This window comes from Psychrilyobacter sp., assembly GCF_037132775.1.
GTDB lineage: Bacteria > Fusobacteriota > Fusobacteriia > Fusobacteriales > Fusobacteriaceae > Psychrilyobacter.
The window spans coordinates 1-13,575 of sequence record NZ_JBAHZY010000100.1; the positions used below are offsets into that span (position 1 = coordinate 1).

The window sequence follows — 13,575 nt, forward strand, 5'->3', positions numbered from 1 at the left end:
TATTCTCTAATTAGCTCTTTTCGTGCTAATTCATCAGGGGATAAATCTTTTCTTCTTTTTCTCATAAAAAAACCTCCAAATTAATGTAATTGTAGTTTACACTAATTTGGAGGTTTACACAAAATATGAGACAGACCCGAGAGTTTTTAACAACTCTCTTCTAATAGTTATAAATATCTGTCAATCTCTGCCTGTAATTTTTTCAGTGCCTTAGCTCTATGACTGATCTCTTTCTTTATCTCTGGAATCTCAGCAAAAGTTTTACCATATTTTTCAATATAGAAATGAGGGTCATATCCAAATCCATCTGTTCCCCCTGGCTCTTCTACTATTATTCCTTCTACTTCTCCTCTAAAACTATGGTATTCACCATTTGGTTTTGCAAGAGTTATAACACATACAAATTTTGCACTTTTATCCTCTTTTCCCTTTAATTCCTGGATCAATTTAATATTATTTGTCTTATCGGTAGCGTTTTCTCCTGAATATCTAGCTGAATATATCCCAGGAGCTCCTCCTAAAGCCTCTACACACAATCCGCTGTCATCTGCAATAACTGGCATGCCTACAGCTTTCGCTATCTCTAAGGCTTTTTTTTGACTGTTCCCTTCGAAGGTATCTCTATCCTCTACCACATCTGGAATTGTATATCCATCATTTATCGAGAGTATCTCATATCCCTCTAAGATCTCAGATATTTCCTTTATTTTCTTTTTATTTACTGTCGCTAAAAATAATTTTTTCATTTTTTTCTCCTTCTTTATATTTTACTCTTCCTCAATTGGCACATATAAGGCACCAAATAAAAAGTACTCCTAACCAAAATAATGTCAGTATTTCTCTCGTATCAAATATAATTGTCACCTCTCTGTCTATGGATATTCACAGCTTGATAGCCCCTACAAGAACTATTAATGTATCAATATCCATTAATTTTTTTATTAAAATATAATTAATTTTTTATTATTCAAGTTATTTTTTAATTACATTTTAATTATACCACATCATGGATTCATACATAAAAAAAATTTCCTATAAATTAATGCAGGAAATTTAAATTGTCTTCTTTTCCTCTCTAACTCCATCCCACTCTCCTAATTTAGGAGAGAGAACCAAAGAGTGAGGTTATTTTCGGATTCTACGCCTTTTCTATTGCCTCATTTTGCATCTCAAATAATTCCTTGATTCCTTTTTCCGCCAGATCCAACAGACCATTCAATTCCTTTCTTGTAAACGTAGTCTCCTCTCCTGTCCCCTGTACTTCTACAAATTCCATCTTAGAGTTCATTATTACATTCATATCTACATCTGCACCTGCATCCTCAGTATATTTAAGATCTAACATTGGAACTCCACCCACTATTCCTACACTGATAGCAGCTACATTTTCTATTATAGGAGATTCTTCTAATTTACCCTCTGCAATTAATTTTTTTATTGCCAATGCCAGTGCTACATACCCACCAGTTATAGATGCTGTTCTTGTTCCACCGTCAGCTTGGATTACGTCACAGTCAATGGTAATACTTCTTTCTCCTAATTTTTTAAGATCCACACAAGCTCTAAGTGATCTTCCAATCAATCTTTGGATCTCCATAGTTCTTCCACCTAATTTCCCTCTAGTTGCTTCTCTCATATTTCTATCTTCGGTAGCTCTCGGCAACATAGAATATTCTGCTGTAAGCCATCCTTTTCCTGTCTTTTTTAAAAATCTAGGAACACTTTCATTTACAGATGCAGTACAAATTACCTTGGTATGCCCCATCTCTATCAATACAGATCCTTCAGCATGAATTGTAAATCCCGTTACTAATTTAACATCTCTTAAATCATCATTTTTTCTCTTATCATCTCTTAAAATACTCATTGTTTATTTCTCCTATATAATTTATTACTCTTTTCCAAATTGTGCTTCATACAATTTTTTATAGATTCCTCCATGGGATAATAATTCCTCGTGACTTCCTACCTCTGCTATCTTTCCTTTGTCCATAACTACTATCTTATCTGCATTAACTATTGTAGATAATCTATGAGCTATTACAAAGGTTGTCCTTCCTATCATTAATTTTTCCAGTGCATCTTGAACCAATCTTTCAGATTCTGTATCTAATGCAGATGTAGCCTCATCTAAGATCATAATTTCTGGATTTTTTAGGAGTGCCCTTGCTATAGCTATCCTTTGTTTTTGTCCACCAGACATCAATGTTCCCCGTTCTCCTACCTCTTGGTCATATCCATTTTCAAACTCTATTATAAAGTTATGGGCATTGGCCATCTTAGCAGCATTTATAACATCCTCTCTCGTTACATCTCTTCCTGCACCATATAGGATATTAGAATAGATGCTGCCACTAAATAAGAATGTTTCCTGTGGAACTATCCCTATATGATCTCTTAATCCTTTTATTTTTAGATCTCTTATATCCATCCCGTCTATAGTTATAGAACCGTCTTCAATCTCATAAAACCTAGGGATTAAATTTACTAAGGTAGTTTTTCCACTTCCACTTCTACCTACCAATGCTACGACCTCTCCTGCATTTACTTCAAAATTAATATTATCTATAGCATAATCTAAATCTTTACCATATCTAAATTTTAAATTCTTAAATTTCACCTTAGGTGTAAGGTCTCCGCAGTCTGCAGCATCTACTTTCTCCACTACTTCTGGTATTTCTTCTAATAATTCCATTACTCTGTCAGCTGAAGGCATGATCGACATCAGTTCACTACCTCTTTTGATCACTTTTTTTAGTGGCTCAAACATGAGTCCTAATGAAGTTAAAAATGAAACAAGATCTCCAGCTGTAAAGCTAGAATCAACTATAACTTTATTTCCTCCATAGAGAAGTACTCCCACCGTTAAAGTAGTAGTTACAATTTCATTTATAGGTGAAATCCTAGCCTCTATTTTCTTATTTCTGTACTCAGTGTTTAATACTTCCATATTTTTTTCTTCATATTTTCTTATCTCTTCCTCTTCAGTAGCAAATGCTTTTACTACTCTGATCCCAGATAGTGATTCTTGTATAAGGGCATTCAGTTCTCCCCGTTGATCCTGTCTTTTTCTTGAAGTTTTTTTTATTTTTTTCAAAATTTTCTTTAAAATCATCATCATTACAGGCAGTAATATCAAGGTCATTAGAGCTAATACCAGATCAATCCTAAATAGTCCTATAAGAAGTACTGTTACAGTTAAAAATTCTGGTAAGATCTGGAATATCATAAATCCTATCTTACCTAAGTTCCCTGCATCTCCACTGATCCTTGCCATTATCTCCCCTTGAGGAGTTCTATCGAAATAAGAATGACTTAATTTATGAAGATGTCTATAGATATCTTGCTGGATATCCCTAACCACTAACCTAGTTGTATAGGAGGAAAAAATTTCCTTATAATACATGGAAAAACCCTTTACAATAGTTGCGATTACTAAACCACCAGATACAAATAACAGTTTATCCATGTCTTTTGCTATAAGTACATCATCCATCAAGGATTTAGATAACCATGCTGGCAATGCCTTTGTCAGTGATACTATCAAAGATAGTACTACTATCAACATAAATCTATATTTATATTCCATTCCGTAGTCAACCATCTTTTTTAGAGATGTCTTTTGAACTTTTAATTTCATTTTTTTCATATTATTTTCCTTTCAAAAAGAATTTAGCATACTTTTCTATTATATTATTTCCACCTAGTTTTTCTATTATTTCACCTATCTGTTCCTCAAAATATTCTCTATTTTCATCTATATTTTCTATAGCTTCTAAGATATTATCTCTATTGCAGTCTCCTTGGAGAAGTTCTCTGTAAACTTCCCTATCCAAAGCTAAGTTAGGCAAAGACACATATTTTAATTTCAATATATATTTTGCTATAAATTCGCTTAATCTATCGATCTTATAGACTACAACCCCTGGTAATCCTAAAAGTGCCAACTCCAATATTACCGTTCCTGAAGCTGCTATGGCATATTTAGATTGTTTCACTGCATCTCGAAATGACAAATCATCTATAACCTCTAAGTTTTTATATCTAGTTATATCCAGATCCACCCACTTTAGATGTTCCCTTTTGGCTAATTTTAATATAAAGTTTTCATTGGTAGATTTTTCCACAACTTCCAACATTATAGGTAGAAGATTCTGCACCTCTTTTTTTCTGCTTCCAGGCAGTAAGAGGATCTTATCTTCTCTATGATCTACACGTTTATAAATATCCAAAAATGGATTCCCATAATATGTTACATCTATGCCGTGTTTTTTATAAAAATTTACTTCCCATGGAAATATAACCACTATATGATCTACATGTCTTAATTTTTCAACACGTTTTTCTCCCCAAACCCAAACTTTAGGTGGTATATAATAGTATATCTCTACACCCTCTACATGTTTTTGGAGAAGTTCCATAAATTTCAGATTAAATCCTCCATAATCTACTAAAATTACTTTTTTGATCTCCTCTTTTTTAATAAACTCTATATATTCATAAACTTTCTTTTTTAAAAATTTATACTTTTTAAGAGCTTCCCAAATCCCCATTACAGCTAATTCATCTATATCCTGTATAACAGTAACACCAGCTTCCTTGGAATGTTTCCCTGCTACTCCAAAAAAACTGGCATTATTGTCAATTTTATTCATTGCATTTACAAGATATGATAGGTGGAGATCCCCTGAGATCTCACCTGTCGAAACAAAATATTTCATACTGTTCCTCCTTTATACCTTTATCCCTACAATGAAAATATTATTCTCATTTGCTAATTTTATACACTTTTCTTTATCTACAAATAGCATCCTGTCAGCTTCTGCTACTATACCCCTTCCACCGATAGATATTATTTTTTTTATCGTATCTAAACCAATTGCTGGTATATCTACTCTCATATCCTGCTGTGGTCTGGCCATTTTCACCAAAATACAGTTATCTCCTGCATATTCATAAGCCCTTTCAATAGTTTTATCGGTCCCTTCTATGCCTTCCAAGGTAATGATTGAACTATCTTTACAAACCACACACTGACCTGCATCTATAATAGTCAGAGCTCGTGCTCCTTCTATGCCTATTTTTATAGTTTTATTTTCACTTTCATTCGGGATAGTTTTTGTATATACTTTCTCAGAAAACATCATATTTTTCATAAGATGATTTTGAGGCAATACTTTTATACCATTTAATCTAAATAAAGATATCACACCAAATAATAAAGTTTCATCTTTTTTATCTGGCATCTTTTTTAGAAGTTCCTCACCTACTTCATCTAACCGAAGATCATTAAATAATAATTTTTTTTCAACCTTTCCCAGCATAACCATCTTTTCAATATTATTAATTAATAAATATAGAATAATTTTTTTCATTTCCCCTAGATTCATCTCTACATAATTAGGATGAGACTTAACCTCATTAGATACTGTATCAAATAACCCTATTGGATATGGATCTATTCCATATTCTTTAGCGTGTTCTAAAAATTTTACTGGAAGGCCTCCATTTCCTACAATAATAGCTATTTTCTCCATTATTTGATAATCCCCCTACTACTATTCTTAATAAATTCTACAAAAATTTTCACACACTCATTTTCACCATATGTTTTCTCTATTTCGACCAATGCATCCTTGAGTAACATCTTAGATCTAAATATCAATCTATATACTTTTTTTAATATAGATAAATCTTCTTTTGAAAATCCTCTTCTAGAAAGACCTATACTATTTAATCCACGAGCTATTGCACGGGAACCTTCGGCCAAAATATATGGTGGGACATCTTGAACTATCAGAGATCCTCCTCCAGTCATACTGTGAGCCCCTATATTACAAAATTGGTGTATCGGTGTTAATCCACCTATAATTGCAAAATCGCCTACAGTTACATGCCCTGCCAAGGTTACGTTGTTAGCCAAAATGCAATTATTTCCTACGATAACATCGTGGGCTACATGTACATACGCCATAAGTAGATTATTATTACCTATTAGAGTTTCCCATCTATCATCTGTTCCCCTGTGAATCGTTACAAATTCCCTTATCTTATTGTTGTCACCTATTATAGTTTTAGTAAGTTCCCCATTATATTTAAGGTCCTGTGATTCCTTTCCTATGGAAACATATGAGTATATCTTATTATTCTTACCTATTATAGTAATTCCATCTATCACAACGTGGGATTCTACTATGGTATTATCTCCTATTACTACTTCGCTACCAATGATACTGTAAGGACCTACTTCTACATTTTTACCAAATACAGCTCCCTCCTCAATGATTGCGGTTTTATGTATGTTAGCCATGAATTTCCTCCCTACTTTTTCATAATAGCAAACATTAGATCTGCTGTAGCTACTATTTCTCCATCTACTTTTGCTACTCCTCTACCCTTTACTATAGATCTTCTGGCTTTTATAACTTCTACTTCATATACCAATTTATCTCCAGGTACTACAGGTTTTTTAAACTTTGCACTTTCAATTGAGGCAAAAAGAGGCGTAATAGGTTCAGCATCTGCATTCACTAATAATCCAAGTGCCTGAGCCATTCCTTCCACTATTAATACTCCTGGCATGATTGGATAATCAGGAAAATGTCCATTAAAAAACTCCTCATTTACACTTACATTTTTGTAGGCTTCCAAAGTAGTTTCAGTAATTTTTGTAACTCTATCTACCAATAAAAACGGGTATCTATGTGGTATTTTCTTTTTTATCTCAGCTATATTCATCATTTTTAATCACTCCTATTTAGTTGACTCTTCTCTCTCAAGAAAAGAGTTATTTCGTTAATAATTTTGCAAATTCTATATCCAGTGCATGCCCTGCTTTTATGGCAATTATATGCCCTTTTATAGGTCTATTTATCACTTTGAAATCACCTATTATATCCAAAATTTTATGCCTTACAAATTCATCTTCAAATCTAAGCCCAGTTGGATTATCTACACCATTTTTATTGATTACTATGGCGTTGTCTAGAGTTCCACCTAGAGCCAGATTATTTTTTCTCAAATATTCCACCTCATAATCAAATCCAAAGGTTCTAGCTGGTGCTATCTCTTCCATATAATTTTCTTTGTTAAGATCTATCTCCAACATCTGTGTTTTTAAGAATGTATGATCAAATTTTATTGTATAGGTTATCTTAAATCCATCGTACGGCAATGCTACAATGTGTTTGTCGCCTTTAGTCAAATATACCGGTTTTGTTATTATTAGTTCATCTATCTCAGAGTCTAAATCACAAGTTCCCGTATCCTTTATTAGTTCTCCAAATATTTTGGCGCTTCCATCTCCAATAGGCAATTCATTTCCATTGATTTCTACCATTAAATCTGTTATTTCAAATATGGATAGTACCGATAAAAAATGCTCAATGGTATGAATTTTAGCCTCATATTTATTTTTTAAATTTGTTCCACGAGTCAAATCAAAGGTGTTTTCTAGGTTCATTATCACCTCATTTTCTCCCTCTTTTAGATCTACCCTTTTAAATATAATCCCAGTTTTTTCTGTAACTGGAATTAATTTTATCTTTATTAATTCACCTTTATGAAGACCTATGCCCTCATAGGTTATCTCTTTCGCAATAGTTTTTCTTCTCATTTTTGCTCTCCTTACTCTTTCACTAAAAACTTTTCAGCTAAAATCAATGGCAATTTTTTATCCCCATCTCTAAATCTAATTACAAGTCTTTTCCCCACTTCTACATCCTTTATAATCCCTGTACCAAATTTTTTATGAACTACTTTTTCACCAATTTTAAACGGTGATTTTTCATCTACTTTAAAGTCTGCTTTTGTGATTAAGTTTAATCCACCCAATTTACTTTCCTTATTTTTATGGGCAATATTTTTAGGAGTAACCTTTGCTTTATTTATATAATCCACATACCGTTCATCTATCTCCTTTAAAAACCTAGAAGGATCTCTCATATATGAGATCCTTCCATATATCATCCTTTCCGCTGCATAGGAGATATGTAATCTTTCCTCAGCACGAGTTATAGCTACATAGCAAAGTCTTCTCTCTTCCTCTAAATCATCATCGGAAAAATCAGCTTTAGCACTTGGAAACAGCTCATCCTCCATCCCTACCAAGAAAACTATTGGAAATTCCAATCCCTTGGAGCTATGAATTGTCATGAGTTTTACATAATCTGTATCTTCTTCTAAGTCATCTGTAGCCGCTACCAATGCAGTTTGTTCTAAAAACTCTACTACACTTATAAAGCCTTCATATTGTTCTGAATTTTCCATTTCCTGTATAGAAGTTCGAAGTTCCCTTACATTATCCATTCTGGCTTCAAATTTTTCATCATAGGTAGCTAAATAATTCATATAATTAGTTCCTTCTAAGATCATATCATATATCTCTGAAGCAGTTAAAAATTGACTTTCTTCCATTATATTTTTTAACATTTCATACAGTCTCAGTACAGTTACTTTTACAGCTGATCCTAGTTTAGTTTCCTCTATCCTACCCATGGCTTCAAAAAATATTATCTCATTTGCATCGGCAAAATCTCTAATTTTTTCAATTGTCTTTGCTCCAATTTTTCTTTTGGGAACATTGATTATCCTAAATAAACTAACAGTATCTTTAGGATTATTTATTACCCTCATATAGGAAAGTATATCCTTTACTTCCACTCTTTGATAAAACTGCATCCCACCAAATATTTTGTAGCTTATCCTATGTCTTAAAAAAGCTTCTTCAAATACCCTTGATTGTGCATTAGTTCTGTATAAAACAGTATAATCTTTATAGGATCTGCCATTATTTTTACCTTTTATGACCTCTTGTAGTATATAATCTGCCTCTGCTCTTCCATCTGATGCAGAAAATATCTCAATTAAATGACCTTTTCCCTTCTCAGTCCAAAGATTTTTACCCCTAGAAGTTGTATTTAATTTAATAATACTATTTGCAGCCCCCAATATATTTTGAGTTGACCTATAATTTTGCTCTAATTTCACTACCATGGCATCTTTATATTCCTTCTCAAAATCCAGGATATTTCTTATATTTGCTCCTCTAAATCCATATATACTCTGGTCTTCATCCCCAACAACACATATATTTTTATGTTTTTTAGCTATCTTACATATTATCTTATATTGAATATTATTGGTATCTTGATATTCGTCTACCATTATATACTCATATCTACCTTGTATTTTTTCCAAAACTTCTGGATCATCCAATAGTTTATTGGTATTTAGAAGTAGATCTGCAAAATCCATAGCATTATTTTTTATAAGTTCTTCGGTATATTTTTCATACACAGCTGCCACAATTCTTGTATCGGCATTATAAACTTCCTTAGCTACATCTGATGGTTCATCTCCATCTTCTTTATATTTAGATATCTTAGATACTACAGACGCTGGTGTTAACTGCTTATTTGTTACTACCAGTTCCTTCATCAACCTACCCACTAATTTTTTCTGATCATCTGCATCATAGATATTAAAATTAGAATCATAACCTAATTTTGTAGCGTATACTCTAAGCAGTCTAACTCCAAATGAATGAAATGTAGATACCATAACTTTTTTAGCTTCTAAACCTATTAAGTTTCCTACCCTTTCTCTCATCTCTTTAGCTGCTTTGTTTGTAAATGTTACAGCCAAGATCTTATACGGGCTAATTCCTTTTTCTAGCACCATATGGGCTATTCTATATGTAACTGTTCTGGTTTTCCCACTTCCTGCTCCTGCTAATATCAGCAGCGATCCATCTATTTTTTCTGCTGCTCTCCTCTGTTCACTATTCAATCCGTTTAATATACTCATATTCACACCCTACACTCTTTTTTACACTCTTTTAAAGTATATCATATCTCTTTTTCTATTTCAATTTATCGTAAAACAGACCTTACAATTTATCTATTGATTTATTTCAATTAAAATTTTATATAGTACAATCCATATGGATCGTTACATCTCCTACATCCTCAAATTTATTTAAGATAGAATATTTTATATCATCAGATAGTTCATGCCCCTCATAGATGGTCATCTTTCCATCTAACCTAATGTGTAGAGTTAGATAGATCATATTTCCAGATGTTTTCATCCTTATATCATGGGCATTTTCTATAAATCCAAATGAATTTACATATCTACCTACTTCTTCTATTAAATTTTTATCCTGTAGATCCATTAAGTTATTGGAAGTCTGAAAAATTATATGTAACCCTTCCTTACCAATAATTAGACCTACTCCTATACTGAGTAGAAGGTCAAATATTGGATTTATATAGATCGATAAAAGTATCCCTATCAAAACTCCCACAGAAGACAATACATCGCTCTTATGCTCTCTGGCATCGGCTAAGACAGCATCATTTTTTATCCTCATCCCTACATCATATTTATACCTGTACAATACATACTTAACAACTATCGAGATAAGCACGATAACCAAGGTTATCTTCTCCGGAACCAGACGTACTGTTTCTCTAAAATAATCTAGCACATTCTCCACAATCAAACTGTATGCAGTGATTACTAATATCACACCGATTATATTCCCTGATATACTCTCTAATTTTCCATGTCCATAGGGATGTTCTTCATCTGCTGGTTTGTTCCCCAGATACACCCCTACTAAGACGACAACTGATCCCACTATATCTGAAACCGAATGAAATCCGTCAGCTACCAGGGCTTTACTCTTTCCAATTATTCCAAAGAATATCTTTATCCCTGCTAAAATTATATTAATTACAATAGATACAAGAGTACTTCTTATCCCAATTTTTTTCCTCTTTTCCCTGGCCGTAAGACCAGCTATCTTATATAACTTCCCAGACCATTCTTCAAATCCCACTTTTTTAAAAAATATGGTATTTTCTAAGTATCTGTCCAAGTAGATCTCATCTATCCCCTTGGTAGAAAGGTAGTTTTTAACGAACTCTACTAGTCTGGTACCCAAGGAACTATATCTTAGACCCTCTTCTATGAATATATCCTTTAAAATTTCATCCTTCCCTAATACAGCATACCCTATTATTTTTTCTTCAGACAAGATTATAAATACTGTATCACTTGAATCTATTAAAATATCAGGGTTCATTTTTTTTAATTCCTCTACAAATTTTGCCAAGGTCTTTCCTTTTAATATTCTATACATCTTCCCCCTCCATAAGAATTATTTTATTTAATCTATTATAATACAAATTTATATTTTACTCCAATTTATATTAAAAAGCCAATGGAATTTCCATTGGCTTTTTCTATATTTATATATTCTTTATTCTAATAAAAAAGAGTCGTACATCGATCTTCGAAAACACTCCAACCACACGGCACCCTGTTAAAAAACTCAAACGAAGCTACCCTATAACACCCAAAATAACCGACTTAGTGCTGCTTCCTTCCGGATCTGACACGATTCAGTGGCATTTCGCCGTATAGGACTCTATTCTCAACACTTTTTAACAAAACCTGCTATGACAAACTGATCCTCAGATCGACATCACCTCTACTAAAGCGGATTGTAGATTACAAGGCACCGCTGGCTCCCCGGTTAGTACGACAAAATGAGTATATCATAGTTTTTATATTAATGCAAATTATTTTTCTGATCCAATCAAATTTTAGAAAGAACAATACTTAATTATATATTTCCATTGTTTTTCAGTATAACCATTGTAATGTCGTAGTGTTTTCACGCTCATTCTAAAAAATAAAATAATTAGCTAGTCCTAAGAAGATTAAGAAACCTAAAGCATCTGTAATCATCGTTAAAAGTATAGAACTTCCAACTGCTGGATCCGTCTTCATCTTCTTCAACAGTAGTGGTATCAAAGTCCCACAAAATCCTGCGATTGTAAAGTTCATAAATATAGCAAAGGACATCACCAGAGATATCTTGATATTTTTAAACCACATGTATGATCCAAGACCCACAAGAATTGCAAATACTGCACCATTTAGAACAGCTACAATTATCTCCTTGAAAAAACTCTGATCCCAGTTTGTATCATCTACATCACCCATAGCTAGCTGTCTTACCATTACTGTAAGAGCCTGGTTCCCTGTGTTTCCTCCCATGCTGGCAACTATAGGCATCAGTACAGCCAAAGCCGGTAGCATTTCTATGGTAGTCTGGTATCTGGCAATAACAGAAGCTGAAAAGAAAGCTGTGCACATATTTAAAAACTGCCATTTCCCTCTTTTTCTGGAGATATCCATAGCCTTTCTTTCACCTTCTGCATCATCATCTACTCCGGCTAGATTATATATCTGCTCTGTTGCCATCTCTTGTAATAGATCGTAGATATCATCGGCAGTTATCCTACCCACTAGATAATTATCATTATCTATTACAGGTACAACTTGCAGATCATACTCTTTAAATTCCATTACAACCTTCTCAATATCTTCCTTATCATTTACATATCTCGGTTTATATTTCTCAGGACGCTTACTCATTATCTCTTTAAAACTTTTATCAAAGTCAAATAATAGCATATCTTCTAATTGTACTGTGGCCACCAGATTGTTGTAATCTCCTAATACAAATACACAGCTTACATTCTCTAACTCTTCACTGTACTTTAACTTCCTTAAGTTTTCAATAGTTTCCTTTATTGTTTCATTATGATTAGCTGCAAAGAATTCCGTCTGCATATAGGCTCCAGCTTCATCTTCCTCGTACCCTTTAAGTCTTTGGATCTCCTCCTGTTCCTTATTATCCAATCCAGCTAGAATACTCTCCGCTAGTTCTTCATCTAGCTCCTCGATATCCTGCATGAGGTCCGTAGCATCATCTGAATCCATCTTCTTAACCGTTCCGATCATCTTTTTCAGACTTAAAATTTGTAAACTTTCCTTTAGCATCTTCTCATTGAATGTTTCCAATATATCTCCTAGGATATGTGTTGGCATCCTCTTAATATATTCAGAAAATCTCTCCTCATCCAACCTTCTCATCCTCTTGAAAATTTTAGACAATTCTGAATAGTGTAGATCTATCTTTACTTTTTGATGTAGATATCCCTCTAAATTATCCACTAACTGTTGTATTTCTTTTTCTTTTTGCATAACTTCACCTTCTTTTTAGTTAAAAAGATTTTTAAGGCCGTCATCTAATTCATCGATTAGATTTCTTGTACTTTTAGAATCCTTATTTGATTTTGTTTCTTTCTCTAATATCTTTAATTTCTTTGAACTTTTATCCATTATCTCTTTTAATCCCTCTACTTTTTCTACCTCTATATTCAATTTTTCTGTGAATTTTTTTATCTCTTTATCGAGCAAAAGTTTTGCTTCTGTCTTATATTTTTTTATATTTTCATCTAAAACTTCTTTTATCAACCCAGATAAGATTGTCCCTATATTTGTATTAAACTCCAGTTTCTCTTCTAATCCGTCATAGGTGTAGTTGAGAATCAGCTGATCTATTTCTTGTAAATCTATGGTGGTCGTGTTTGTCAAACAGTTTATGAAAAAACTTAAGCAATTTTTTGAGTACCAAAATATACCTTAGCAGGTGTTTCATAATCTAAAGAACTATGTCCTCTATCGTTATTATAAAAATTAATATACCTTTTT

The 13,575-nt window shown here is 32.9% G+C and carries 11 protein-coding genes, 1 other RNA gene and 1 pseudogene; all 13 read right to left on the bottom strand.

All coding sequences use genetic code 11. The features are described from left to right. Positions 1–167: 167 nt before the first annotated feature. Positions 168–746 carry an XTP/dITP diphosphatase gene (locus V5784_RS06530; RefSeq protein WP_336888229.1) on the bottom strand — a complete coding sequence of 193 codons (579 nt, stop codon included), beginning with the start codon at positions 744–746 and terminating at the stop codon, positions 168–170. 395 nt (positions 747–1,141) lie between these two features. Beyond that, positions 1,142–1,861, bottom strand: a pseudogene (gene rph / locus V5784_RS06535) (ribonuclease PH); the annotation flags it as partial. Between the two features lie 30 nt (positions 1,862–1,891). Continuing rightward, positions 1,892–3,640, bottom strand: a complete 1,749-nt coding sequence (locus tag V5784_RS06540) for an ABC transporter ATP-binding protein (RefSeq protein ID WP_336888239.1) — start codon at positions 3,638–3,640, stop codon at positions 1,892–1,894. Positions 3,641–3,650: 10 nt separating this feature from the next. Beyond that, the gene (lpxB, locus tag V5784_RS06545; RefSeq protein ID WP_336888230.1) at positions 3,651–4,721 is read right to left on the bottom strand and encodes a lipid-A-disaccharide synthase; all 1,071 of its coding nucleotides are present in this window, start codon (positions 4,719–4,721) and stop codon (positions 3,651–3,653) included. A gap of 12 nt (positions 4,722–4,733) precedes the next feature. Continuing rightward, positions 4,734–5,537: a UDP-2,3-diacylglucosamine diphosphatase LpxI gene (gene lpxI / locus V5784_RS06550; protein ID WP_336888231.1), complete on the bottom strand. Its 804-nt coding sequence runs from the start codon at positions 5,535–5,537 to the stop codon at positions 4,734–4,736. After that, a complete protein-coding gene (gene lpxA, locus V5784_RS06555; protein WP_336888232.1) occupies positions 5,537–6,310 on the bottom strand; it encodes an acyl-ACP--UDP-N-acetylglucosamine O-acyltransferase in 774 nt (257 codons plus the stop codon). The genes lpxI and lpxA overlap by 1 nt, the downstream gene beginning before the upstream one ends. A gap of 11 nt (positions 6,311–6,321) precedes the next feature. Further along, on the bottom strand, positions 6,322–6,741 hold the full coding sequence (fabZ, locus tag V5784_RS06560) for a 3-hydroxyacyl-ACP dehydratase FabZ (protein ID WP_336888233.1): 420 nt from the start codon (positions 6,739–6,741) through the stop codon (positions 6,322–6,324). Positions 6,742–6,787: 46 nt separating this feature from the next. After that, the gene (gene lpxC / locus V5784_RS06565; protein WP_336888234.1) at positions 6,788–7,615 is read right to left on the bottom strand and encodes a UDP-3-O-acyl-N-acetylglucosamine deacetylase; all 828 of its coding nucleotides are present in this window, start codon (positions 7,613–7,615) and stop codon (positions 6,788–6,790) included. A gap of 11 nt (positions 7,616–7,626) precedes the next feature. Then, the gene (locus V5784_RS06570; RefSeq protein WP_336888235.1) at positions 7,627–9,807 is read right to left on the bottom strand and encodes a UvrD-helicase domain-containing protein; all 2,181 of its coding nucleotides are present in this window, start codon (positions 9,805–9,807) and stop codon (positions 7,627–7,629) included. 118 nt (positions 9,808–9,925) lie between these two features. Further along, the gene (locus tag V5784_RS06575) at positions 9,926–11,149 is read right to left on the bottom strand and encodes a GNAT family N-acetyltransferase (RefSeq protein WP_336888236.1); all 1,224 of its coding nucleotides are present in this window, start codon (positions 11,147–11,149) and stop codon (positions 9,926–9,928) included. A 139-nt stretch (positions 11,150–11,288) separates the two neighbouring features. Continuing rightward, positions 11,289–11,554, bottom strand: an RNA gene (gene ffs, locus V5784_RS06580) — signal recognition particle sRNA large type. A gap of 143 nt (positions 11,555–11,697) precedes the next feature. Then, complete coding sequence (gene mgtE, locus V5784_RS06585; protein ID WP_336888237.1) at positions 11,698–13,065, bottom strand: magnesium transporter; 1,368 nt, start codon at positions 13,063–13,065, stop codon at positions 11,698–11,700. Positions 13,066–13,080: 15 nt separating this feature from the next. Further along, entirely contained in the window at positions 13,081–13,458 is a 378-nt protein-coding gene (locus tag V5784_RS06590) for a hypothetical protein (RefSeq protein WP_336888238.1), read from the bottom strand. Positions 13,459–13,575: the final 117 nt, after the last annotated feature.